Origin of the sequence: Polynucleobacter sp. IMCC30063, assembly GCF_021395235.1 — a bacterium.
In the GTDB taxonomy this organism is placed as follows: domain Bacteria; phylum Pseudomonadota; class Gammaproteobacteria; order Burkholderiales; family Burkholderiaceae; genus Polynucleobacter.
Genome location: NZ_JAJVCQ010000001.1, coordinates 396,203 through 421,981, shown reverse-complemented (window position 1 = coordinate 421,981; position 25,779 = coordinate 396,203). Strand labels below are relative to the sequence as shown.

Annotated in this window: 22 protein-coding genes; 2 read left to right on the top strand and 20 right to left on the bottom strand. The window is 46.6% G+C overall.

Features of this window, described 5'->3' with window-relative positions; all coding sequences use genetic code 11:
* Complete coding sequence (gene secA, locus LZG75_RS02275; RefSeq protein ID WP_233923178.1) at positions 1 to 2,754, bottom strand: preprotein translocase subunit SecA; 2,754 nt, start codon at positions 2,752 to 2,754, stop codon at positions 1 to 3.
* Between the two features lie 71 nt (positions 2,755 to 2,825).
* Here secA and LZG75_RS02270 point away from each other — a divergent pair, with 71 nt between their 5' ends.
* Positions 2,826 to 3,329, top strand: a complete 504-nt coding sequence (locus tag LZG75_RS02270) for a hypothetical protein (RefSeq protein ID WP_233934889.1) — start codon at positions 2,826 to 2,828, stop codon at positions 3,327 to 3,329.
* Here the strand turns inward: LZG75_RS02270 and lpxC are convergent.
* The 19 genes from lpxC to bioB all read right to left on the bottom strand — a co-directional run bounded on the left by lpxC (position 3,322) and on the right by bioB (position 24,294).
* The gene (gene lpxC, locus LZG75_RS02265; protein ID WP_233923180.1) at positions 3,322 to 4,236 is read right to left on the bottom strand and encodes a UDP-3-O-acyl-N-acetylglucosamine deacetylase; all 915 of its coding nucleotides are present in this window, start codon (positions 4,234 to 4,236) and stop codon (positions 3,322 to 3,324) included. The genes LZG75_RS02270 and lpxC overlap by 8 nt on opposite strands.
* A gap of 29 nt (positions 4,237 to 4,265) precedes the next feature.
* Positions 4,266 to 4,766 carry a peroxiredoxin gene (locus LZG75_RS02260; protein WP_233934888.1) on the bottom strand — a complete coding sequence of 167 codons (501 nt, stop codon included), beginning with the start codon at positions 4,764 to 4,766 and terminating at the stop codon, positions 4,266 to 4,268.
* Between the two features lie 110 nt (positions 4,767 to 4,876).
* On the bottom strand, positions 4,877 to 6,229 hold the full coding sequence (gene ftsZ / locus LZG75_RS02255) for a cell division protein FtsZ (protein WP_233923182.1): 1,353 nt from the start codon (positions 6,227 to 6,229) through the stop codon (positions 4,877 to 4,879).
* Between the two features lie 39 nt (positions 6,230 to 6,268).
* The gene (ftsA, locus tag LZG75_RS02250) at positions 6,269 to 7,498 is read right to left on the bottom strand and encodes a cell division protein FtsA (protein WP_233923183.1); all 1,230 of its coding nucleotides are present in this window, start codon (positions 7,496 to 7,498) and stop codon (positions 6,269 to 6,271) included.
* Positions 7,495 to 8,328: a cell division protein FtsQ/DivIB gene (locus LZG75_RS02245; protein ID WP_233934886.1), complete on the bottom strand. Its 834-nt coding sequence runs from the start codon at positions 8,326 to 8,328 to the stop codon at positions 7,495 to 7,497. The genes ftsA and LZG75_RS02245 overlap by 4 nt, the downstream gene beginning before the upstream one ends.
* The gene (locus LZG75_RS02240) at positions 8,325 to 9,311 is read right to left on the bottom strand and encodes a D-alanine--D-alanine ligase (RefSeq protein WP_233923185.1); all 987 of its coding nucleotides are present in this window, start codon (positions 9,309 to 9,311) and stop codon (positions 8,325 to 8,327) included. The genes LZG75_RS02245 and LZG75_RS02240 overlap by 4 nt, the downstream gene beginning before the upstream one ends.
* Positions 9,304 to 10,743 (bottom strand): UDP-N-acetylmuramate--L-alanine ligase, encoded by a 1,440-nt coding sequence (gene murC, locus LZG75_RS02235; RefSeq protein ID WP_233934885.1) that lies wholly within the window; start codon positions 10,741 to 10,743, stop codon positions 9,304 to 9,306. Before murC ends, LZG75_RS02240 begins: the two co-directional genes overlap by 8 nt.
* Positions 10,740 to 11,813: an undecaprenyldiphospho-muramoylpentapeptide beta-N-acetylglucosaminyltransferase gene (gene murG, locus LZG75_RS02230; protein ID WP_370634746.1), complete on the bottom strand. Its 1,074-nt coding sequence runs from the start codon at positions 11,811 to 11,813 to the stop codon at positions 10,740 to 10,742. Before murG ends, murC begins: the two co-directional genes overlap by 4 nt.
* Positions 11,810 to 13,036: a putative lipid II flippase FtsW gene (gene ftsW, locus LZG75_RS02225; RefSeq protein WP_233923385.1), complete on the bottom strand. Its 1,227-nt coding sequence runs from the start codon at positions 13,034 to 13,036 to the stop codon at positions 11,810 to 11,812. Before ftsW ends, murG begins: the two co-directional genes overlap by 4 nt.
* A 41-nt stretch (positions 13,037 to 13,077) precedes the next feature.
* Complete coding sequence (murD, locus tag LZG75_RS02220) at positions 13,078 to 14,736, bottom strand: UDP-N-acetylmuramoyl-L-alanine--D-glutamate ligase (RefSeq protein WP_233923187.1); 1,659 nt, start codon at positions 14,734 to 14,736, stop codon at positions 13,078 to 13,080.
* Positions 14,737 to 14,746: 10 nt separating this feature from the next.
* Positions 14,747 to 15,916, bottom strand: coding sequence for a phospho-N-acetylmuramoyl-pentapeptide-transferase (gene mraY, locus LZG75_RS02215; RefSeq protein ID WP_233923188.1), 1,170 nt, complete (start codon positions 15,914 to 15,916; stop codon positions 14,747 to 14,749).
* Positions 15,907 to 17,319 carry a UDP-N-acetylmuramoyl-tripeptide--D-alanyl-D-alanine ligase gene (murF, locus tag LZG75_RS02210; protein WP_370635176.1) on the bottom strand — a complete coding sequence of 471 codons (1,413 nt, stop codon included), beginning with the start codon at positions 17,317 to 17,319 and terminating at the stop codon, positions 15,907 to 15,909. Before murF ends, mraY begins: the two co-directional genes overlap by 10 nt.
* 8 nt (positions 17,320 to 17,327) lie before the next feature.
* On the bottom strand, positions 17,328 to 18,935 hold the full coding sequence (locus LZG75_RS02205) for a UDP-N-acetylmuramoyl-L-alanyl-D-glutamate--2,6-diaminopimelate ligase (protein ID WP_233934883.1): 1,608 nt from the start codon (positions 18,933 to 18,935) through the stop codon (positions 17,328 to 17,330).
* Positions 18,932 to 20,704, bottom strand: coding sequence for a penicillin-binding protein 2 (locus LZG75_RS02200; protein WP_233934882.1), 1,773 nt, complete (start codon positions 20,702 to 20,704; stop codon positions 18,932 to 18,934). The genes LZG75_RS02205 and LZG75_RS02200 overlap by 4 nt, the downstream gene beginning before the upstream one ends.
* A complete protein-coding gene (ftsL, locus tag LZG75_RS02195) occupies positions 20,701 to 20,967 on the bottom strand; it encodes a cell division protein FtsL (RefSeq protein WP_233923192.1) in 267 nt (88 codons plus the stop codon). Before ftsL ends, LZG75_RS02200 begins: the two co-directional genes overlap by 4 nt.
* Positions 20,964 to 21,893: a 16S rRNA (cytosine(1402)-N(4))-methyltransferase RsmH gene (rsmH, locus tag LZG75_RS02190; RefSeq protein WP_233934881.1), complete on the bottom strand. Its 930-nt coding sequence runs from the start codon at positions 21,891 to 21,893 to the stop codon at positions 20,964 to 20,966. The genes ftsL and rsmH overlap by 4 nt, the downstream gene beginning before the upstream one ends.
* Before the next feature lie 12 nt (positions 21,894 to 21,905).
* Positions 21,906 to 22,334, bottom strand: a complete 429-nt coding sequence (gene mraZ, locus LZG75_RS02185) for a division/cell wall cluster transcriptional repressor MraZ (RefSeq protein ID WP_233923194.1) — start codon at positions 22,332 to 22,334, stop codon at positions 21,906 to 21,908.
* A gap of 265 nt (positions 22,335 to 22,599) precedes the next feature.
* The gene (gene coq7, locus LZG75_RS02180; RefSeq protein ID WP_233923195.1) at positions 22,600 to 23,241 is read right to left on the bottom strand and encodes a 2-polyprenyl-3-methyl-6-methoxy-1,4-benzoquinone monooxygenase; all 642 of its coding nucleotides are present in this window, start codon (positions 23,239 to 23,241) and stop codon (positions 22,600 to 22,602) included.
* Positions 23,242 to 24,294 carry a biotin synthase BioB gene (bioB, locus tag LZG75_RS02175; protein ID WP_233934880.1) on the bottom strand — a complete coding sequence of 351 codons (1,053 nt, stop codon included), beginning with the start codon at positions 24,292 to 24,294 and terminating at the stop codon, positions 23,242 to 23,244. It abuts the gene before it with no gap.
* Between the two features lie 119 nt (positions 24,295 to 24,413).
* Between bioB and bioA the strand changes: the two genes are divergently transcribed.
* The gene (gene bioA, locus LZG75_RS02170) at positions 24,414 to 25,778 is read left to right on the top strand and encodes an adenosylmethionine--8-amino-7-oxononanoate transaminase (RefSeq protein WP_233934879.1); all 1,365 of its coding nucleotides are present in this window, start codon (positions 24,414 to 24,416) and stop codon (positions 25,776 to 25,778) included.
* The last annotated feature ends 1 nt before the right edge of the window (position 25,779 follow it).

Here is a 25,779-nt window from a genome sequence, read left to right as displayed (position 1 = left end):
TTAGCTCAGCGCGCCGTGACACAGCTTATATTTTTTGCCACTACCGCATGGACAAGGATCATTTCTACCGACCTTAGGGCCAGCTTTAATAGGCGCAACAACTGGTTTGGTTGATGGCACTGCTGAGTCAGTTGATTCTGGAGCCGTTCCCATTAAGTCGGGGCCAGCTTCAGCATGCTGATACTGCACATCGGTAAGATTCGTAATTCCCTCATTGATAGTCTCTGCAGCCTGCTCAAGTTCATCGGCGCTACGAATTTGTACGGTCATAATCGTTTTAATGACATCAGCCTTGATGACATCCAGCAATTCGGCATATAACTCAAATGCCTCACGACGATATTCTTGTTTAGGATCTTTTTGAGCATAGCCGCGTAAATGAATGCCTTGACGTAAATGATCAAGTGCGGCTAAATGCTCGCGCCAATGGCTATCCAAGCTAAACAAAGTCACTGAACGCTCAAAGCTAGCGAAAGACTCTCGGCCTGATAAATCCACTTTAGCGTCATAAGTGGCAATTGCCGCTTGTATCACATGCTCGACAACCGCTTCATCATCAACTGTGTCGGCACCGTCAACCCATTGAAGTAGCTCGACTTTTAGACCCCAATCGTTCGCCAGCACATTTTCTAAGCCCTGTAAATCCCATTGCTCTTCCATTGATTCAAGGGGTACATAAGTACGACAAAGACCTTGCAAAACATCTTCTCGTAAATTTGCAATGAGTTCGCCAATATCTTGAGATTCGAGAATTTGATTTCTCAGGCGATAGGTTTCTTTACGCTGATCATTTGCCACATCATCGTATTGCAAGAGTTGTTTACGAATATCAAAATTTCGCCCTTCTACTTTGCGTTGGGCAGATTCAATTGAACGCGTCACCATACCCGCCTCAATCGGCTCACCATCAGGCATCTTTAAGCGCTCCATGACTGAACGCAAACGATCACCAGCAAAAATACGTAACAGGGGATCGTCTAGAGAAAGATAGAAGCGGGAAGAGCCTGGATCACCTTGACGCCCGGAACGGCCTCTTAACTGATTATCAATTCGTCGACTTTCATGCCGCTCGGTACCAATAATATGCAAACCACCGTGCTGAATAACTTGATCATGGAGGCCTTGCCACTCATCGCGTAATTGCTGAATCTTCGCGTTATCTGTAGTCACTAATGCCGCTTGTTTTTCAACATTACCGCCCAAAACAATATCGGTACCACGTCCCGCCATATTGGTGGCAATCGTAATCATTTTTGGTCGTCCTGCTTGGGCAATAATTTCTGCTTCACGAGCATGCTGCTTTGCATTAAGTACTTGATGCGGCAGTTGAAGACGATCTAACATGGACGCAATTAATTCTGAATTTTCAATCGAGGTCGTGCCAACTAAGACGGGTTGTCCGCTTTGATAGCAAGCCTGAATATCTTTAACCACAGCATCGTAGCGCTCGCGTGAAGTTTTATAGATTTGATCTTGGCGATCGGTTCTTTGACTTAAACGGTTTGGCGGAATCACCACAGTTTCTAAATTATAAATTTCCTTAAATTCATAGGCTTCAGTATCGGCCGTTCCGGTCATACCGGCAAGCTTGCCATACATGCGGAAATAATTTTGAAAGGTAATGGTTGCTAAAGTTTGATTCTCATTTTGAATGGCTACACCCTCTTTAGCCTCAACTGCCTGATGAAGGCCGTCAGACCAACGCCGTCCTTGCATTAAGCGCCCAGTAAATTCATCGACGATGATGACTTCCTGATTTTGTACGACGTAGTGTTGGTCGCGGTTATAAAGTGAATGCGCTCGTAAGGCAGCATACACATGATGCATTAAGGTAATATTTTGTGGGGCGTATAGAGAATCACCCGCTTTCAGCGCGCCCAGTTGCACCAGTACATTTTCGGCCTTTTCATGGCCCATTTCGGTGAGATACACTTGTTGCGATTTTTCATCTACCCAATAATCGCCAGCCTTTTCAACTCCAGTGCCATCGGCTTTTTCTTCGCCGATTTGCCGCTCTAAATACGACGGCAAGGCATTAATAAGTAGGTATAAATCGGTATGATCTTCAGCCTGCCCAGAGATAATAAGCGGGGTACGGGCCTCATCAATTAAGATCGAATCGACTTCATCAACAATGGCATACGCTAAACCACGCTGCACTCGTTGACCCACATCTTGCACCATGTTGTCACGTAAATAATCAAAACCAAATTCGTTATTGGTACCGTAAGTAATATCGGCAGCATAGGCTTCTTGCTTAGTAGCGTGATCCATCTGTGATAAATTCACCCCCACCTGCAAACCTAAGAAGTTATAAAGGGTCGCCATCCACTCTGCGTCACGCTGGGCTAAATAATCATTTACCGTAACAACGTGAACCCCTTTTCCGGTTAGGGAATTTAAGTAAACGGGTAGAGTTGCAGTTAGGGTTTTGCCTTCGCCAGTACCCATTTCGGCAATTTTGCCTTGGTGCAAAGCAAAACCCCCCATAAGCTGAGCATCGAAATGCCGCATTTTCATGACTCGGCAACTTGCTTCACGCACGACAGCAAAAGCTTCTGCAGCGAGATCTTCCAGCGCCTCACCGGCGCTTAAGCGAGCTTTAAATTCAGCAGTTTTTGCCTGCAGGCTAGTATCATCCAAAGCCTGCATGGCAGGTTCAAATGCGTTGATCTTGGCAACAATCTTGCGATATTGCTTTAAAAGGCGGTCATTACGACTTCCGACCAGCGTTTTGATGAGACCGATTACCATGGAATATTGAGGAAAATTAAGCCCTTGAGTTTATCACCCACCACACCTTTTAACCATGAATACCATCAGCAATGAATTTTGACCCTAAAAATAGCACAAATAAGCTGGCAAAGGATTGCTTAGATTGGCTGCGCAGCCAAAATGGATTAAGTGGGGTTATGGCCCGCGCAGAGGAGTTGGCCAAACTAAAAAGCGTGCTGAAACTGGCGCTATCCTCTCTCAACCTAGCTCATTTTAGTGATCGCATTGAGCCCACTTGGCGCACTTCACCCCAAGAGGAACTGCTTTTAATTGTGCCCAATGCCGCGCTCGCTACCAGACTCGAACAAGTGCTTCCCAGCCTCTCTATTGAACTAGCTCGGCATCATTATCGCTGTCAAAATATTAGAGTACGCTTAGCACCTAGTCAAAGGAAGTCGCAGGGTGCAAGTTTACGCGTGAGGCCCAAACCCAAGCCAGCTGAAGGGCTGAATGCGGTGGCGCGCTTAGCCTGGTTAAATTTATTAAACCGCTTACCCCCCGACTCAAAGTTGCGCCACTCGATTGAGCGCCTACTTGCTGCACGACCTAAATAAAGAGGGGTTGAGATTCGTGTAAATAGGCTGCTGGAGCCTTGCTTTTCGAGATTGTAGTAATTTCGTAAGCACTTGGGTCGGCTAGTAATTGCCGTAATAAGGCATTATTTAAAGCGTGACCTGACTTCTCGGCAACATAAGCGCCAACGATGGGATGCCCTACCAAATATAAATCACCAATGGCATCTAAGATTTTATGGCGCACAAATTCATCTTCATAACGCAATTCTTCATTATTCAGAATGCGATGCTCATCCAAGACGATGGCATTATCTAAACTACCCCCACGCGCTAAACCAATTTCTCGCAAAGCCTCTACTTCATGGGCAAACCCAAAAGTGCGTGCGCGGCCAATTTCACTGCGGTAAGCTTGTTCAGCAAAATCAATCGAGAAATGTTGGCCTGTTTTATCTAAAGCGGGATGCTTAAAATCAATGGTGAAATCAAGCTTAAAACCCGCAAAGGGTTCGAGTCTTGCTAACTTATCGCCCTCGCGCACCTCAACTGGTTTTTTAATTACCATAAATTGTCTTGGTGCGGCTTGCTCAATAATGCCTGCTGACTCAATTAAAAATAAGAATGAAGCAGCACTGCCATCCATAATAGGCACTTCTTCGCAATCGAGCTCGATTATTAAATTATCCAAACCGAGCCCTGCGCAGGCAGAAAGCAGATGCTCAACGGTAGAAACACGCACACCGTTTTTTTGGATGACTGACGCTAGGCGCGTATCGCACACCGCTAATGCGTGTGCTGGAATTTGCAGGGGCTCTGGTAAATCAACCCGGACAAACTGAATGCCTGAGTTGATTGGCCCCGGCTTAATGGTAAGGGTTGACTTGCGCCCTGAATGCAAGCCAATGCCGACGGTTTTGACCGCTGCGGCAATGGTTTTTTGCTTCAACATGTAATTTGAATAAATGAAAAAGGGTTAGATTAAAGCTGTTGCAAAATCGATTTAGCATCGCTGAAATCAAATTTACCCGGCTCTTCAACCACTAGATGCTTGACCATACCATTGTCAACCACCATGGCATACCGTTGCGAACGTACGCCTAGACCGCGCTTAGTCAAATCGAATTCCAAACCCAGTTTTTGGGTCAATTCTGCGCTGCCATCACCTAGCATGCGCACTTTATTACCTACTTTTAGATCTCGGCCCCAAGCCCCCATTACAAATGGATCATTTACCGACACACACCAAATCTCATCAACGCCTTTAGCTTTTATAGCGTCAAATTGCTCAATATAACCAGGGACATGCTGGGCTGAACAGGTCGGTGTAAATGCGCCAGGCAAGCCAAAAATAACAATTTTTTTACCTGCCGTTAATTTGTCAACCTCAAAGGCATTAGGCCCAATAGCACAGCCTTCAGATGCCTCATTTAAAAATTCATAGAGGGTGGCATTCGGTAAATTCTGGCCAACTGCAATCATGGTTTCTCCAATAAGTTAATTAAATAGGATACCAACGCCAGCAAAGGATTCGTCGTCCGGAGGCGCTGCGCGTTGGTGCTTTTCAATTTCCTATTGTATTGACCATTTACTTAATCGGCTTGTTTACGTAAAAAAGCCGGAATTTCATAGTAATCCGTCCCTTTATCGAGCATTGTTTTCGCCTGTGGCGAGCTATCAGCCCCTAAGGTAGGTGCAGTTCCGCCAGCGCGGGCATTACGAAAAACACTGGGTCGATCGAGTTCACCATAATCAACGCCTCGACCAGTCGACCCCAGAGCCCCAGACGCATGAGGATTCCCAAGTGAATTGGCATTACTCAGGTCTGGACTAGCAAAACTTGTGCTTGATGCCTCCATACCAACCTTGCTCATGGCTGCAGAAGCGCTCGTTGGGGCAAAACTATTCAGATCGGTGATCGCTGGCATGGCATCATGCGTACCCGTTGCTTGGCGCCAAATGACTTCAGGCTGATTATGAGCGCGTGCTTGCGGATGATTTAGGCCAGTTGCAACCACCGTTACCCGTAAGGCATCACCCAAGCTATCGTCATACACAGTACCAAAAATGACGGTGGCATCATCTGCTGCATAGCCGCGAATCGCAGCCATGACTTCGCGGGTTTCAGATAATTTTAAAGAATGGCTCGCTGTAATGTTCACGAGCACACCCCGTGCACCTGATAGATCGACACCTTCTAGTAATGGAGAGGCAACTGCCGCTTCTGCCGCTAAGCGCGCGCGATCCATGCCAGAGACGGTGGCAGTGCCCATCATGGCTTTACCTTGCTCACCCATTACAGTTTTGACATCTTCAAAGTCGACATTGATGAGACCTTGCACATTAATAATTTCCGCAATACCGGAAACGGCATTGTGCAAAACATCATCGGCACAGGCAAAGGCTTTATCAAATTCAGCGTCTTCGCCCATGACTTCAAATAATTTCTCATTCAAAACCACAATCAAAGAATCGACATATTGTTCTAATTCAAAAGCCCCATCTTCCGCCACCTTCAGGCGCTTTACGCCCTCAAAATCAAATGGTTTGCTGATGACACCAACGGTCAAAATGCCCATTTCTTTGGCTACCTGCGCAACAATCGGCGCTGCTCCCGTGCCTGTACCTCCCCCCATTCCAGCAGTGATGAAAACCATATGCGCACCTTGTAAAGCGTCGGCAATACGTGCTCGTGCCTCTTCGGCTGAAGCTGCGCCAATCTCTGGTTTCGCGCCGGCTCCTAAACCACTCGAGCCTAATTGCAAATTCAATTTTGCCTCTGACCGCTGCAATGCACCTGCATCGGTATTCATGCAAATGAATTCGACCCCGTCGACACCGCGACGAATCATATGCTGGATAGCATTGCCACCAGCGCCTCCGATACCAACCACTTTAATAATGGTCTTCCCGGCTACTTCTTGTTCTACCATTTCAAATTCCATAAATCCTCCTTAGTGTGACATTGACGACGATGAAAAAAACTAAAAATTTCCTGTAAACCATTCCTTGAGGCGCGAAACAACGCCTTCAAAGGTTCCTGAATCGGCTATCCGCCGACCTCGCAATAATTGGGCCTGTCCCTCAAGCAAAAGACCAATGCTGGTTGAAAAACGTGGGCTGCGTAAGACTTCATGTAAATGGCCGCGATATTCAGGCACACCAATACGTGCTGGGCGCAAAAAAACTTGCTCGGCTAACTCAACCATGCCGGGCATTAAGGCCGATCCGCCTGTCAAAACAATGCCTGACGCAACCAACTCTTCATAACCCGATTCACGCATCACATCGCGCACTAAGATAAATAACTCTTCAACCCGCGGCTCGATCACTGCAGCCAAAGCTTGTTTTGACATGGGCCTTGGCTCACGATCACCTACACCTGCAACCTCGATCATGATGTTGGGGTCTGCCATTTCTTGCCGCGCAATGCCATGTTGAATTTTTAAATCTTCCGCCTCTAAAGTGGGTGTCCGCAAGGCCATCGCAATATCATTCGTAATTTGATCGCCGGCGATGGGTATTACTGCGGTATGTCGAATCGAACCTTGACAATAAATCGCAATATCAGTAGTACCACCACCAATATCAATTAAAGCCACACCCAATTCTTTCTCGTCTTCGGTCAACACAGCTAAGCTTGATGCCAAGGGTTGTAAAATTAAATCATTCACCTCAAGCCCGCAACGGCGTACACACTTCACAATATTTTGTGCTGCGCTAACTGCGCCCGTCACTATATGCACTTGAACTTCTAGCCGCAAGCCACTCATACCAATGGGTTCGCGCACATCTTCTTGGCCATCAATGATGAATTCTTGTACTAAGATATGTAAAATTTGTTGATCGGTGGGAATATTAATTGCTTTAGCGGTCTCTAAAACTCGCTCTACATCACTTGGGCCAACCTCCTTATCGCGAATGGCGACCATGCCACTAGAATTAAAGCTCACAATATGATTACCCGCGATACCTGTAAAGACTTGAACAATGCGGCGATCAGCCATCACTTCTGCTTCTTCTAGGGCCTTTTGAATTGATAGCACCGTTGCCTCAATATTGACTACGACACCTTTTTTTAAGCCTTTTGAAGTGGTTTGCCCCACGCCAACAACATTAAAATTACCGTCGGGTGTTAGTTCAGCCACTAAAGCTACCACTTTCGAGGTTCCAATATCTAGGCCGACCAACAGATCGCGATTGTCCTTACTCATTTAGTGCTTATCCTTTTTGAATTATTTGCTGCCATATGCACTGCGAAACCGTTGCCATAACGCAAGTCAACGGCATCAATTTGGGTTGGCCACTTTGCTTGAACCTGAGGCCAATATTTTATTAACCGCGCAACCCGTTCAGTAGTTAAATGTTGACTCATATTCTCTTCGTCGCGACCAAACTCCACTCGTAGACCATTCGTCAGCTTCACACTCCAGGCATATCGCTCAGTCAGATTGAGTGTGCTTACCTTGACATCCCAAGGCTTAAACCAGTCATTGGCTTTTTGATAGAGACGCACTACTTCTTTACCGCTACCTTCGGGCCCGCTAAAACTGATCAAAACTACTCCCTCGTCTACCTCGGCTACGTTGCCATTAAATACTTCGCCTGCCGCATTAATTAATTTTTGGCCTTCAGTACTATTCCAAGTACCAAGGGGTATTTGCTCTTCAATGCCAATAACCAAGCCATTAGGCCAAGAACGTCTCACGCTAGCCCGGCGTACCCAAGGCATTTCCTCAAAGGAGCGCTTTACATCCTCTAGCCGCACACTAAAAAAATTACCTTGCACTTTTTCTAAGATTTGATTTTTCACAATCGGTAAATTAATATGCTTTAACGCTTGACTACCGACGGGCTCAATTTGAATTTGTTGCAGAGTGAATATCGGGCGCTGACTTAACCACACCAATAAACCTATCACCATCAGCACGACAAAGCTACGGATAAGCCATTTAGTTAGGTACTGCATGCGCTGGGCATTGTTCCATAACGGCGCCATCACAAAGCTTGTAATACCAGTTAAACGAGATAAAAATTGACTCATGATTGACTTAAAATCCAGAGCACTAAATCGCTATATGAAACGCCAGCTGCTTTTGCTGCCATTGGCACAAGTGAATGCGAAGTCATGCCAGGCGAAGTATTCATCTCAAGTAAATACGGCTGTCTAGTGCTCTCATCAATCATGATGTCAGCCCGCCCCCAAGTTTTGCATCCTAATACGCGATACGCATCGAGGGCTAATCTTTGTACGGCTTGATTTAGTTTTTCATCGAGTTCTGTAGGGCATAAATATTGGGTTTCATTAGAGAAGTATTTGTGATGGAAATCGTAATTAGCATTGGGTGGAATAATCTGAATTACTGGTAAGGCTTCGGCAGTTTCACCTTCACCTACAAGTGGGCAGGTAAGCTCAGGACCAATAATGCAAGATTCGGCCATGACTTTTTTATCTAAGCTAAGCGCTAGAGCATATGCATCTGGTAATTGCTCAAGCGCTTGCACTTTGGTCAAGCCTAAAGAAGATCCTTCATGCGCAGGTTTAACGATGAGTGGGAGCCCTAGGTTTTGCACGACCGCAGACCAATCGCTGCTTGCGCTAAGCAGTTCAAATTGTGGCGTAGCTAAACCACTACTCATCCAAATACGCTTTGTAGCAATTTTATCGATCGCTAACGCAGAAGCTAGCACGCCACTACCTGTATAAGGAATATTGAGTAGTTCAAGTAAGCCTTGAATGGTGCCATCTTCCCCAAAGCGGCCATGTAAAGCAATAAAGACGCGATCAAAATGGGCCGTAGCTATTTCAGTGAGCTTACGTAGGCCGGTGTCAAATGCATGTGCATCAACCCCTTTTGCGCGTAAGGCCTCTAAAACTCCATTGCCAGATAGCAAGGAAATTTCTCGCTCGCCTGAACGACCGCCTAATAAAACACCCACCTTACCTAATGACTGAGGGTTCAAAGTACTGAGATCGCGTGCTACCCGCTCACCCCATGTGCTCTTGGCTAAGATTGAATTAGCCATGGTGCGCCTCACTTAACAAGTGCGGTAAGCTGGCAATTGATCCTGCCCCCATCGTGATCAAGACATCATTGGCGCGCAGGACTGTTTTTAAAACTGTTGGTATTTCAGCAACCTGGGAAACAAATACTGCTGCGTTTTGGCTTAAGCCATTTTTATTATCTAAACGCTCTTTAGCAATCGTTGCCAGCAGCAAGCTTTTACCATCAGCACCCGCTATTCGCGCTTCGCCCGCGGGATAAATTTCCGTTAACACCAGCGCATCAAAACTACGCAAAACTGCCACAAAATCGCCAAAGCAATCGCGCGTGCGAGTATATCGGTGAGGCTGAAATGCCAGCACCAAACGGCGGCCCGGAAAAGCGCCTCGAGCGGCTTCTAGTGTGGCCGCCATTTCTACTGGGTGATGACCATAGTCATCAATTAATGTGTAGCTACCCCCCGCATCTAAAGGAATTTCACCGTAACGCTGGAACCGCCGACCAACACCACTAAATTGCGCTAACGCGACTTGTATTGCCTGGTCGCTGACACCTAATTCGGTGGCAATGGCAATCGCCGCCAAGGCATTGCGCACATTATGCAAGCCGGGTAAATTCAGCGTAATTTGCAAGGGTCCTGGCTTTACGCCATGACGCCTAACTGTCCGCCGCTCAACCCTAAAATGCATTACCGTACCATCAGCTTTAATTTCACTCGCGCGAATATCGGCATCGGCCGCAATGCCGTAGCGTAAGACGGGCTGTGATACAAACGGAATAATGTCGCGCACATTAAGGTCATCGACGCATAAAACGGCCACACCATAAAATGGCATGCGCTGCGTAAATTGCACGAAGGCCTGTTTTAATCGCGCCATATCATGCTTATACGTGTCCATGTGATCAGCATCGATATTTGTAATCACTTCCATAGCTGGAAATAATTGCAAGAAAGAAGCATCTGACTCGTCTGCCTCAACCACAATAAAGTCGCCTTGCCCCAAACGTGCATTAGCGCCGGCTGAATTCAGCTTTCCCCCAATCACAAAAGTCGGATCAAGCCCGCCCTCTGCTAGTACAGAGGCTACTAAACTAGTGGTAGTAGTTTTGCCATGCGTGCCCGCAATTGCAATGCCTTGTTTTAAGCGCATTAATTCACCCAACATCACCGCTCGTTGAATGACGGGAATTTTTGCTGCACGCGCTGCTAACACTTCGGGATTATTGCCAGCCACCGCGGTTGAAATAACGACCGCTTCTGCCGTGCCGATATTTTCAGCTGCATGACCTAGATGAATTACCGCACCTAGTTCTGCAAGGCGCTTAGTGACTGCTCCTGCAGCCAAATCTGAGCCCGAAACTTGATAGCCTAAGTTCAATAGTACTTCAGCAATGCCGCTCATACCGGCTCCACCAATGCCAACAAAGTGTATTTGTTGCACAATATGTTTCAAGCTGGCACCCCCGCTACTGCCTTACAGATCGTAGCAAGCTGTTCAGTTGCATTGGGTTTAGCAAGCGCATAAGAACGTTCAGCCATTGCTTGTAATTCTGGGCGTGTCCAAGCTTGAATTTGGCGTGCTAAATCAGGTGCATTAAATTGGGTTTGAGGCCATAAAATTGCCGCAGCTGCAGTCGCTAAAAATTGTGCATTAGCTGTTTGATGGTCATCTATAGCAGCGGGGAAGGGCACTAAACAAGCCGCCACTCCAACCGCGGCTAACTCTGAAACAGTCATTGCACCAGCCCGACAAATTACTACATCGGCTTGGGCATATGCGTTTGCCATATTGGCAATAAAAGGCAATACTTCAGCCGCTACGCCATGCTCCTCATAACGTAAATTAAGTTCACTGTAATGCTTTTCGCCCGACTGATGAATCACTTTTGGACGCTGTGCAAAAGGTATTAAAGCCAAAGCTGCAGGCAACACTTTATTTAATGCTTGAGCACCTAAACTTCCGCCTACAACCAAAACATTCAGCGAGCCTTGCCGCTGGCCGTAACGTAGTTTAGGTTCAGCTATTTCGTTAAACTCGGCACGAATCGGATTTCCGACCCACTCCCCTTTTGCAAGCGTATGAGGAAAGCCGGTTAATACTTTATTTGCAACATGCCCTAAGAGGCGATTGGCACTTCCAGCTATGGCGTTAGATTCATGAATAATTAATGGTCTTTGCAATAAGAAACTCATTAAGCCGCCAGGAAAGCTGATGTAACCACCCATTCCTAATATCACGCTGGGCTTTAGACGCGCAATAATGCGCCAACTTTGCGCACAAGCACGTAATAAATTAAAGGGTAATAGTAATTTTGTTAACCACCCTTTGCCGCGTAAACCTCCAAATTGCACTGCCTCAAAACTAAAGCCGCGAGCAGTTACCAAGCCTTGTTCCATGCCTTTGGCATGACCTAACCAAGCTACTTGCCAGCCCCGACTGCGCAATAGCTCTGCCACTGCAAGACCTGGAAAAATATGGCCTCCCGTACCCCCTGCCATGACCAAGATGGAAGGTTTTGTCACAGCTTTCCCCCGCGCATTAAGATTCGATTTTCATAATCAATTTTGAGTAATAAGGCAAACGCCACCACATTCATCAAAATACCCGAGCCGCCATAACTAATTAAAGGCAATGTAAGTCCCTTGGTCGGTAATAGACCCAAATTCACACCCATATTGATAAAGGCCTGCCAGCCAATCCAAATGCCAACACCTTTAGCAGCTAAGCCGGCAAAACTCCGATCGAGTTGTAAGGCGGTGCGGCCAATTAAAAATGCGCGGCGCACGATCCAGTAGAACAAGAAAATGATGACCAGCACACCAACAAAACCCAATTCTTCGCCGATCACTGCCAAAATAAAATCCGTGTGCGCTTCTGGTAAGTAATTTAATTTTTCAACACTACCCCCCAAGCCAATTCCAAACCATTCACCGCGCCCAAATGCCATCAATGAATGGGTTAATTGGTATCCCTTATTTGCGGCATTTTCAACTTGCCATGGATCTAAAAAAGCCATGATTCTGCCGCGCCGAAATGGGGATAAAACAATAATGATGGCCGCGCTTAAAATACCAATCGTGATCAGTCCGCCAAATAATTTAGCGTTAATACCACCTAAAAATAAAATCCCAAAAGCGATTAGGGCGACCACTACAAAAGCGCCCATATCGGGTTCCCACATCAAAAGGGTGCCCACCATCGCGACCGCTAAACCCATGGGCACTAATCCCTTAACAAATGAATGTAAATATTCTTGGCGCCGGACGGTGTAACTAGCAGCAAAAATGAGTACGGCAAATTTCATTAACTCAGAGGGCTGAAAATTCATGAGACCTAGGGGAATCCAGCGTCTTGCGCCATTGACCCCTTTGCCAATACCTGGAATTAATACCGCGATTAAGAGCACTACAGTAAAAATAAAAATGCTTGGGGCCAACCGATCCCAAGTCTTCACGGGTACCCTAAAGACCCAAGCGCCTACTGCAAAGGCAATAGATAAAGAAATTAAGTGTCTAAATAAGAAAAAATTACTGCTGTAATTTGCGTATTTAGGGCTATCGGCTAATGTAATTGAAGCGGAATACACCATCACCAAGCCAATTAATGTTAATGACAAAACCGCCCAAACTAATAACTGGTCGTACTCCATCATGCGCGAGCGAGTTTGCTCAACCCCCGAGACAGCATCTTTTAGTCCGCTATGAAATTGATTAATGCCGCCGCGTGAAAAATTCCAAAACCGCATCAGAGTTAAGCGCTGGGCTAAGGATAATTTTTCTTTGACGCTCATACTGCAGCCCCAACGGGTTGATTGGTCGAATTAAATTGCATTTCTAGCTCAGTGACTGCAGACGCAAAAACCTCTGCTCGATGTCGATAGTCGCGAAATTGATCGAAGCTTGCACACGCTGGCGAGAGCAAGACAATATCGCCTAATTGGGCGCGTTGAGCAGCCAATTGGGTCGCCGCACTTAATGAATCGACCTGCACACAGTCGATGTCATTGCTCGCAAAGCTATCTTCAAGTACAGCACGGATGAGAGGCGCATCTTTACCGATCAGAATTAAACCCTTTACAAACCGTAAAATCGGTTCACGCAATGGACTAAAGTCTTGCCCTTTGCCGTCGCCACCAGCAATCAGCCAAATCTGTTTACTTGCTGTAGTTGCGCCAAGGCCATTGAGTGCAGCTACCGTTGCACCAACATTCGTGCCCTTACTATCATCAACATATTCAACACCCTCAATTACAGCCACACTTTGAACCCGATGCGGCTCACCCCGATATTCACGTAAGCCATGCAACAAGATATTCATCGGTAGCCCAGCACAGCGTGCTAAGGCGAGCGCAGCTAAGGCATTGAGCGCATTATGGCGACCGCGAATGCGGAGCGCATCCGCTGGAATTAAGCGCTTTAATCGTAACTCTGTCTGTTCAACGCCGCTGACTTTACGACGTCGTTTCGGCGTACTCTCTGGCTCTTCATCGATTTCAGCCCACACTAACCAATCGATCCCGCCTGCGCGCAAATCATGTTCAATACCAAACGCTCCAGGTTCAGTTGGGCAACCCACACCAAATGTAATCACACTCTGCCGAGTTTGTTCTTTTGGCAATCGAAGGTTTGATACCAAAGGATCATCGCGATTTAAAATACAAATACTATTGGTGCCAATGATTTTTGCCTTGGCCTGAACATAGGCCTGCATATCACCATGCCAATCCAAATGGTCTTGGGTAATATTGAGAATTGCTACTGCAGTGGCATTCAAACTCTCGGTATATTGCAACTGAAAGCTGGATAACTCAAGAACCCAAATTTCGGGCAAATCCAGTAGGGTATTGGCCTCATCAAGACAAGCACTTAACTTGCTTAAGGCTGCTGGACTAATGTTGCCAGCCATCGCTACTTTTTTTCCTGCGCGCTCACAAATTTGCTGAGTTAAAGCTGTGCTTGTAGTTTTTCCATTCGTACCCGTAATTGCTAGTACCGTAGGTTGATAACCAAACTCCAGCTGCAGCGCAGTTAAGGCACGCGCAAAAAATTCAATCTCACTCCATACTACTAGCGCATGACTATGCGCGTAACTCAAGATGGTTTTTAATGGCTCTTGTAAAGGTGATAAGCCTGGACTGATACCAATCACAGACACTCCAGCGCACATCACTGCTATTTGCTGTTCTAGCTCACCTGCTGTCCAATTACCCAAATATAACTGACCTAAGCCTTGTGTTTTTAATTCCTCAAGGGCAGCTTGCTGTTGATTTGATAGCAAAGCAGGAGCGCGTGTATCAGCTAAATCTACCGTGGCGCCATGCTGCAAACACCACTTGGCCATTGCTAAACCAGACTCACCCAGACCAAGTACTAAAAAATGATTCGGCACAACTGAACCTTGTTCAGTCTTGATATTTAAAAAAGCTTGATTTAATCCTTGCATCATTTCCTGTTTTTCACCTTAACTTCAAACTCGATAATCCGACTAAAACTAATAAAATCGTAATAATCCAAAAGCGCACTACCACTTGGGTTTCACGCCAACCACTTAATTCAAAATGGTGATGTAGGGGAGCCATCTTAAAAATTCGTCGACCTTGGCCATATTTTTTCTTGGTGTACTTAAACCAGGCAACTTGCAACATGACTGAACACGTTTCCGCGACAAAAATTCCGCCCATGACAAATAAAACGATCTCTTGGCGCACAATGACGGCGATTGTGCCCAGCGCGCCACCCAAAGCTAACGCCCCGACATCGCCCATAAATACTTGGGCTGGGTGGGTGTTGTACCAAAGAAAAGCTAAGCCTGCACCCCCCATCGCGCCGCAAAAAATGAGTAATTCGCCAGCACCAGGAATGTATGGAAAGAGTAAATATTTAGCGTAAATAGCATTGCCCATGACATAGGCAAAAGCGCCTAATGCCGCCCCCACCAAAATGACTGGCATGATCACCAGTCCGTCTAAACCATCGGTTAAATTCACCGCATTACTACTACCCACAATGACGAGAAAACTTAAAATAATGAAGCCAAAAACGCCCAGTGGATAGCTCACCTCTTTCATAAAAGGTAAATATAAATTGGACTTAGCCGGTAGATCTAAAGTAAAGCCACTTTTAATCCAATCTAAAAATAGCTGAAGTACCTTTAGGTTATTCACCTCTGAAACTGAAAAAGCTAAATAGAGTGCCGCAAATAGGCCGATGCATGTTTGCCAAAAAAATTTCTCGCGCGATGACATGCCTTTAGGATCTTGCCTGGTTACCTTCCGATAATCATCAATCCAGCCAATCAGACCAAATCCAAAAGTGACGAGCAGCACAATCCAAATAAAGCGATTGCTTAAATCGGCCCACAACATACAGGAAATAAAAATGCCCAGTAAAATTAGTACTCCGCCCATCGTAGGCGTACCAGATTTTGCTAAATGGGATTGCGGTCCATCATTACGCACTGCTTGACCCATTTTTAAGGCGCTGAGTTTGCGAATTACCCAAGGTCCACACACTAAGCCAATTAATAGGGCAGTTAAGGTCGCGAGCACCGCCCTAAAAGTAATGTAATTAAAAACGCGGAAAGAGCCAAAATCGTCTTGTAACCATTGGGCCAACATTAGGAGCATGCTTTAGCCTCCTGTAACAAGGCTTGCACGACCCGTTCCATGCGCATAAATCGAGAACCCTTAACCAATATTTGTAAGTCAGCTCTTTCATCACGTAAAGCCAGTTGTTGATTTAAGGTATTGCAAAGATCTTCCATGTTTACAAAATGTTTGGCATGGGCTTCTAGTGCATTAAAACTACTAACGGCATAGGCACTTTGCTCGCCAATTGCAAATAAACGACTCACTCCACAAGCGGCAGCATAAGCGCCCACTTCGCGATGAAACTCAGGGCCCTGTGTGCCCACTTCACCCATATCGCCCAATACTAGCCAAGACTCTTTACCGCTCTGCTGCAGCATATCGATTGCTGCCCTTACCGAATCGGGATTTGCATTGTAGCTATCATCTATTAACAAGCGTGTAGGGCTCAGCCATTTACCTGCCATGCGACCGGCTACGGGCGTGAAATTTTCTAGTCCACGTTGAATCTGTTGTAAATCAACTCCGGCAGCTAAACCAACCGCAGTTGCGGCGAGCGCATTACATAGCTGATGGTGGCCTAAGGTAGCTAAGCGCACCTCAATTTCCCCTTGGGCAGTATGTATGGCCAATGCGCCATGCTCTAAAAGCCGCCCCATTACTGCAGCAGCAACTGGCGTATTTCCTTGTAACGCAAAATCAATGATGTTACAAGTATGAGCAGCGCGGCGCCACTGCGGGGTAAATTCCGAGTCTGCGGGGAAAACTGCAGTACCGTTCGCAGGTAAAGCTGCGAGTACTGCTGCGTGCTCTTCAGCCACTGCGTTAACGCTGCCCATAAATTCTTGGTGCTCGCGCTGTGCATTATTAATAATGGCAATTGTGGCTTGCGCAAGCGTAGCTAATTGCGCGGTTTCGCCTGGATGATTCATGCCCAACTCGATTACGGCTAAAGTGTGTGCGGGACGTAAGCGTAACAGGGTTAATGGTAAGCCAATATCATTATTAAAATTACCCTGAGTTGCTAATGCTTTAGCGTCGCCTACTGCCACCTTGAAAATTGCTGCAATCATTTCTTTAACTGTGGTTTTGCCATTACTACCAGTCACAATTGCTAACGGTAAATCATATTGGCTTCGCCATGCTTGCGCTAGCTCACCTAAACTAGAGCGAGTATTGCTAACACAAACTGCCGGAAAATCAGCAGGACATTTTTCGCTTTCACTAATTAACGCTGCACTTGCGCCAGCCTGGTGTACTTCGTCTAAAAATTGATGTGCATTAAATCGCTCCCCACTCAAGGCCACAAATAATTCACCTTTTGAAATTTGACGGCTATCGCTGCCAATCGATCGAATTGCTAATTCTTGGGCCGCTGCCGGCGAAATATTTAATAAGCGGCTGCGTGGCAACATGGCATGAATTGCCGCTAAATTTGTCATTACTGCACTCAAGCTCTATCTCCTAGAGCTAGCTGAACATGAGTTTGATCGGAAAACTCAACCCGCTTACCACGAATTTCTTGGCTTGATTCATGGCCTTTACCCGCCACTAGAATGACATCATTCATTTGCGCATTACGCACAGCAGCTAGTATTGCGGCTGCACGATCAGTAATACTGAGTATGGATGATCCCAACATCGTGGTAGTAGAGGGCATCCCCGCCAAAATCATGGCAATAATTTTTTCTGGATCTTCTGAACGCGGATTATCACTCGTGACAACGATGTGATCGGCACCCGCAAAGGCTACCTGCCCCATTTGCGGCCGTTTACCTTCATCACGGTCTCCGCCACAGCCAAACACACACCACACTTCACCACCTCGCTGAACTGCTATGGGGCGTAATGCTTGCAAGACTTTATTTAGTGCATCAGGCGTATGGGCATAGTCGACAACGACTAAAGGCCCTTTTGCTTGACGTGATTTAGAGGGTGACATCAATTCCATGCGGCCTGGCACTGGCTGCACTCGGCTTAAGCGCGAAGTAGCTTCGGCAGCAGAAAAACCCAAAGCCCGTAATGTAGTCCAAACAGCGAGATAGTTACTAAGATTGAATTCACCGATGATGGCTGCTGAAATTTCTTCTGGTTGCTCAGCTTCGCTAACAAACTCGGTGGTATAAGCTGCTTGTTGTAGCTGAGTGTTCTGGGCATAGACACGTTTTAAGCGGCTATGCCATTTTTCAAAGCCAGCAAATGCCTTTGCGCTTAAGCCATAGCCCCACACTGCAAGATTATCTTTGCTGCTCTCTTTGGTGAGTAGTTGGATGGCTAGCTCGCGACCAAAGACATCGTCTAAATTAATAATTGCCAACTGTAAACCCGCTTGCTGAAATAAAGTTGCTTTTGCTGCCGCATATTCAGCCATGCTGCCGTGATAGTCCAAATGATCATGACTTAAATTAGTAAAAATGGCTGCAGTCAATTCCACACCAGCAACTCGCTGCTGCTCAAGGGCATGTGATGAAACCTCCATAGCGACAAACTGCGCGCCCCGATCACGTAATCGCGCTAATTCGGTTTGCAAACGCGGTGCATCGGGGGTGGTGTAGCCAGTTTTATCTAAGGCCCCAGGAAAACCAACGCCCAAGGTACCGATTAGTGCTGCGCGTTCGCCGGCAAGATTTTTTGCTGAATCTAAGGCGTTTGCCAACCATTGAGTAACTGTGGTTTTGCCATTGGTGCCTGTGACCCCAATTACATTCATATGGCGACTTGGAAATCCATACCATTCAGAACAGAGGGGTCCAGCGCGACTGCTGAGCTGCGGTACCTCTATACAGTCTAAGCGTTCGCGAAAAGTAAATGGTTTAAGGCCTTTGTTTTGCTCACTTGCTTGCTGATCAAAGAGGACTGCACCTGCACCTAGCGCAATAGCTTGATCAATATATTGACGGTTATCGTTTAAGTCTTTCCCATGACCAACGGCATAAGCCAAAAAAATATCGCCTTGGCGTAATTGCCGTGTATCTAAGGTGATCTGTGCATCCGCTTTCACTAAACTGTGCAAAGTTTGGATGAGGTCTTTTGGCTTAATCAATTCAGTCACCCTCATCGCTTCAGTACCACTTTTTGTGCGTTGATGTTTGGCGCTACCTGATCGACTGGATCAAAATTCTTTAAAGCCATTTGTTTTACTGTGGTGTCGGGTACAACGTGTAAGGTTCTTAGTGTCTCCCCAACGATGGCTGAAAACACTGGCGCAGCAACATCGCCACCATAATGACTACCACCAGTGGGCTCGTCAATCATCACGGCAACGACAATGCGGGGAGCGCTTAAGGGAGCAAGGCCGGCAAAATAAGCACGATATTGATTCGCCGAATAGCCCTTACCAGAAAACTTATGTGATGTACCTGTCTTACCACCGACCCGATATCCCTCAGCACGTGCTTTAGTTGCTGTACCTCCCGGCTCGGTAACTAATTCCAACATATCGCGCATTTCAATTGCAGTCTTAGCCGACATGACGCGGGGGCCTGATTTCGTTCCGGGGCTACGCTCAATTGTTAAGGGAATGAGCTCGCCGTCACGGGCAAAAACAGAATACGCGCGAGCAATTTGAAATAATGACGTGGATATTCCATAACCAAAAGCAATGCGCGCTTGATCCGTTGGTACCCATTTTTGATAAGGATGCAAAGTACCACTCACTGCACCTGGAAAGCCAATTTTCGGCGCCTGCCCAAAGCCCACTGCGGTATATAAGTCCCACATATCTTTAGGCGGCATCTGTAAAGCAATTTTAGCCGTGCCAATATTGCTCGATTTTTGGATAATTTGTGAAACCGTTAAGATACCGTAAGGATGCGTATCAGTAATGGGCTTGGGTCCAACTAAAAACTTCGCACCAATAGCCATTGAAGTGCTTGGCTGCACGATACCTTTTTCTAGAGCCGCCGAAATGGTAAATGGTTTCATGGTTGAGCCAGGCTCAAAGGTATCGGTAAGCACCCGATTTCTTAACTGCTCGCCACTTAAGTGGCTGCGATCATTGGGGTTGTAACTTGGCCAATTAGCTAAAGCTAAAATTTCACCGGTCTGAACATCAATTACTACTGCCCCACCAGCTTTTGCATGGTGTTGTTCGACCGCATTTTTTACTGCGTTGTAGGCTAAGTATTGAATTTTGCTATCAATCGACAACTGCAAATCTTTACCATTTTGAGGTAATTGCAAAATTGCCATTTCCTCAACCACGCGACCCAAGCGATCGACTACGACTTTACGTTTGCCCGCGTGCCCAGCCAATTCGTTCTGGTGAGATAACTCCATCCCTTCTTGTCCGCGATCTTCAACATTAGTAAAGCCAACGACATGAGCCATTGCCTCGCCTTCGGGATAATAGCGGCGGTAGACGTTGTTTATAGCAATGCCCGGTATTTCTAATTGCTTAATAGCTTGGGCAACTTGGGGCTCAACTTGCCGCTTTAAAAATAGTTGGGTACGCTCATCGCGTAATTTTTTACGCAGCTCAAGCTCGCTAATTTGCAATAGCTGGGCTAATTGACGAATTTTTTCTGGCGCAAGGTTATCTGGTACGACATCGTTATAAGCAATAATTGCTTTTGCTTCTAAACTCGTTGCAATCACCTGTCCGTTGCGGTCTAATATTTTTCCGCGACTAGCTGAAAGCTCAAGCTCCCGTTGCGTCCCTTTAATTGCTTTCGCTTCGTAAAAGGCGTTACCTGGACCCTGAATCCATAATGCCCTTAGTACCAACATCATAAAAGCAAAAAATAATAAAAACAGCATGAGACGTGAGCGCCACATCGGTAGCCGAAGTACCAAATTCGGCGAAGTAGAAAAACCGAGTGGCTTCACTGCGCATCCTTCAGATACAAAGTTCGATCTGGTGTAATCGGTAGCATACGCAACTGATTACGAGCGCTATCTTGAATGCGCGCTGATTTTGATAACGTCCGTTGATCGTATTCCAAGCGTAGGGCTTCTTGATTTAAACGACGCTCTTCCATTTGTGCACGTTCAATTGCGATAAATAACTTACGGGCTTTCTGCTGGGCCGCCACCAAAGACAAAGCACAGATTAAAAGTAAAGCGAGCAAGGTAAGGGTTGCGCGATTCATGCGTCAGTGCCCTGCTTTTCAGCCACACGCATCACTGCTGAACGTGCGCGGGGATTTTCGGTGATTTCGCTAGCGCTGGGGCGCACACGGGCAATAAGTTTGAGCACTGCCTGTGGCAGATCTTTCGCACGTACGGGTAACTTTCGCGGCATTTCTACCGTGGCATGCGCCCGCATAAATTGCTTAACGATGCGATCTTCTAAGGAATGAAAGCTGATAACGACTAAACGACCTCCGGGTTTTAAGACTGTTAATGCGGCCTGTAGTCCCAATTGCAAATCATCTAATTCACGATTAATAAAAATACGCAAAGCCTGAAAGGTACGGGTTGCAGGATCTTGTCCTGGCTCGCGTGAACGCACTACTTTGGCAATTAATTGCGCTAAGCCTACAGTTGTTTGAGGTAATTTTTCGGCGGTGCGCTCAGCAACAATTGCGCGGGCAATTGCTGGAGCATATCGTTCTTCGCCATAAATCTTTATCACTTCTGTTATTTCCTCACTACTTGCTTGTTCCAACCATTGCAGCGCAGTAATGCCCTGCGAAGTATCCATCCGCATATCGAGCGGGCCATCGCGACGAAATGAAAAACCGCGCTCCGCCTCTTCGACTTGTGGCGAGCTGATTCCTAAATCGAGTAATACCCCATCGACCGATGCTGGTTTCGCAAATTGCGCTATCGCTGCAAAGCTGCTGTGCACAATGGTGAAACGAGAGTCGGTTATTGTTTGGGCAGCGGCAAGCGCACTTAAATCTTTGTCGAAGGCCAATAGTTGCGCTTGCGGACTGAGGATGTTGAGTAAAGCTTGGGAATGACCACCGCGCCCAAATGTGCCGTCGATTAGCACTGCATTGCTGCTCAACTTGCCGCCTGTCAATGCTGTCACCGCCTCGGCCAGCAACACTGGGCGATGTGAATAGTTCATGTTGCCCGATCATTAAAAAGAAAATTGCTTAAGGGCCTCAGGCATGCCTTGGGCAATTGCGGCCTGCTCTTTACTGGAGTAAATCTGGGCATCCCATAACTCCAAATGACTACCCATGCCCAGCAAAATGACTTCGCGTTCAATACTTGCTGCAACTCGCAATTCAGGACTAATCAAAATTCTTCCTGAGCCATCAAGCTCTATTTCAGCGGCATTACCTAAAAAAATCCGGCGCCACCAATGCGCATCCATTGGTAATTGCGCGACTCGCGCACGAAAAGCTTCCCATTCAGGGCGCGGAAAAACCAATAAGCAACCATCGGGGTGTTTTGTTAAGGTGACGCGACCATCACCTTGCAATAAAAGTGCGTCACGATGCTTAGCCGGCACAGACATGCGACCTTTTGCATCTAAATTAAGAGCTGAAGCGCCTTGAAACACAAATTACCCCACTTTTTCACACTTCCTCCCACTTTAGAGGATAGGAATCTTAGGGTCAAGTCTTTTAAGGGGTTTTTTTAGTAAATTCTCTAGTGATTACAAACACTTAGCGAATTCTTTTAAGAAATTAACGACAATAAAATATTTAAAATAAACAAGGGCTTGGAAAATACACTTGAGATTATGTCTTAGCTATTTAAGCTAATAATACTTAAAAATCGCTTAATATACTGTTTTTAAATACAGTATTCATTTAAATTGGCTTTTAAATTCGGTAGGCAATGGTCGTCATTATTTTAGAAACTAAGCCCATGGCTTTTTTTATGGGCTCTGGTAATGTTTGAGCGCCTGCAGTCCAGGCTGCTTGACCATGCTCTATTTCATCAAGTCGCATTTGATCAACAATGGCACGTGAGCGCACATCATGACTTGGCAAAGTATTTAAATGATGGTCTAGGTGGTGCTCAACTTGTTTTTCAGTTTCTGCTACAAAACCAAGGCTCCATTGATCTCCGGCTAAGCCTGCAAGTAACCCAATGACAAACGCCCCGCTGTACCAAAACGGATTGAAGTAACTCGTGTGTGACCCCAATTCGATTAGACGTGTTTCACACCAGGCCATATGATCTAACTCTTCTTGACCTGCTTGGGCTAGCATCGCACCAATTTGCGGGTCACGAGCGAGTAATTTTTGCGCCTGGTAAAGCGCCTGAGCGCACACTTCGCCAACATGATTAATACGCATTAAACCCGCTGCATGGGCGCTTTCTGTTGGGCCTAACTGCGGTAAATCAACTGCGTTTAAGTGCGCCTGACTAGGGCTTGGGCGCTGCGCAACCGCACCGCCCGCAACCGAACGCAAAGCCACATCAAATTCACTAATGAAGCGATCAGCTAAGCTGAACATTTAAATCTCAACCTCGACTTTATACGTTTCTTTTACCTTTAAGCCTAAGTCGGCTAATAAGGCACGGTCATATTCTGCTTCTGGGTTACTGGTAGTGAGTAGTTGCTCACCATAAAAAATAGAGTTTGCGCCTGCTTGAAAACACATTGCTTGTACGGCTCTGCCGAGCTCTTGACGTCCAGCCGATAAGCGCACGCGGGCACTGGGCATAGTGATACGAGCCACGGCAATCGTCCGCACAAATTCGAGGGGATCTAAGGGCTTTTGCGCTTCTAAAGGCGTACCAATTACCGGAACCAAATGGTTGATTGGTACAGATTCTGGGTATGGGTTTAAGTTCGCTAAGCGCGTCAAGAAAGCCACTCGTTGGGCGCGCGACTCACCCATGCCCACAATGCCGCCACAGCAGACTGACATGCCTGCAGCCCGAACATGGTCAATCGTATCTAAGCGATCTTGATAGACTCGAGTTTGAATTACCTCAGAATAAAAATCTTCGCTGGTATCGAGGTTATGGTTATAAAAATCGAGCCCAGCAGCGCTTAAGGTTTTCGCTTGCTCAGGCTCTAGCATGCCAAGCGTAGCGCAAGTCTCAAGGCCCATCGCCTTAACCCCCCGAATCATCGCAACGACTTTTTCAATATCGCGATCTTTCGGCTCTCGCCAAGCCGCACCCATACAAAAGCGGTTCGAGCCCGCTGCTTTGGCTGCTTGAGCGGCGGCTAAAACTGCCTCCAGTGTCATTAGTTTAGTGGCCTCAACCCCAGTGTGATAGCGGGCTGCTTGCGGGCAATAGCCACAATCTTCTGGGCAACCGCCGGTCTTAATTGAAACTAAAGTGGCTAACTCAATATCGCCATCGGGAAAATAAGCGCGGTGGGTTTCTTGCGCTCGCCACATTAACTGGTTCAAGGGCAAGCTAAAGAGCGCTGCCACTGCCGTCAAGCTCCAGGCCTCTGGCTTCGCAACGGTGTTGTTTGCCAATTCATTACCTGCAGCAGCTTTCCTCTGCAGTTGGACTAATGGCTTGGTGTTAGTTTGGGTTGGGTTCATCACGGTTTATTTTCTATTCTAATGCTTATCAAGAATATGAATCATGCCATAGAGCCTATGAAGGCAAGGCTTTCCAAGCAATCGCCAAAAAAAGAAAAACTAGTGTTCAAATATCCCTTATGACAAACATCTCTAGCAATGCGGCCTGGGTAAAACGAAGTCTTGCGGCAGTTTGGCACCCTTGCACGCAAATGAAGCAGCATGAATTATTTCCTCTGGTAGCCATTACTCATGGCAAAGGGCCCTGGCTTTTCACTGCAAATGACCACGCCATTTTAGATGCGATTAGCTCTTGGTGGACGAATCTTTTCGGCCATGCGAATCCCAAAATAAACCAAGCAATTCATGCGCAATTAGAAAAAATTGAGCATGTGATGTTGGCGGGGTTTACCCACCCACCCGTGGTGGAATTATCAGAAAAACTCAGCGCCTTAACCCAGGGAAATTTAGGTCATGCTTTTTATGCTTCGGATGGCGCCTCCGCGGTCGAAATTGCCCTCAAAATGAGCCACCATTTTTGGCGCAAGACTGGACAAGCCAAAAAAAACCAATTTGTTTGTTTAGCTAATGGCTATCATGGTGAAACCTTAGGGGCGTTGGCTGTAACTGATGTCGCTATTTTTAGACAAGCCTACGGCGACTTATTGCAAACCGTACATACCGTGATGTCGCCCGACTTACGCCAAGCGCTACCAGACGAAACCGCTGCTGAGTTTACCCAGCGTGCAGTTGCGGACGTGGCACAATTATTTGCTCGCGAACATGAGCATATTGCTGCCTTTATTGTCGAACCACTCGTGCAATGTGCGGGGCAAATGGCCATGCATTCGCCCAGTTATTTGCAGCAAATACGGCAGCTCTGCGATCGCTACTCAATTCATTTGATTGCCGACGAAATTGCCGTTGGATGTGGTCGTACTGGCCTTTTTTTTGCCTGTGAGCACGCCGGCATTTGGCCTGATTTTTTAACTCTCTCGAAAGGCATTAGTGGCGGCTACTTACCTCTTTCAATTTCACTAACAACTGATTCCATTTATTACGCTTTTTATCATGCTGATCTGCGTGAGGGTTTTTTACACTCCCACTCGTATACCGGTAATCCACTGGCTTGTGCTGCAGCCTTAGCTAGTTTGGCTATTTTTTCTAGTGAGCAGGTGTTGGAAAAAAACCTTGGACGGGCGCAAGAGTTAAATCAGGCTTTTGCTTGGGCCAAAACAGATGAGCGAATTGAACACTTTCGTCAACAAGGCATGATCTTGGCTTTTGATGTCAAAAATACAGCGCAGCATTCTGCTGCAATAACCCCCCACTTTGCCCCGCAACTGTTTCAACATGGCTTAGAAGCTGGTGTATTAGTGCGACCAATAGGTAATACCGTTTATGTAATGCCTCCTTATATACTCAGCGCCGAAGAAACCCAGTTGATGTCCAGTAGAATTCGTACCGCTGTTGATAAAACCCTTGCTACGGGTCGACCGCGCTAAT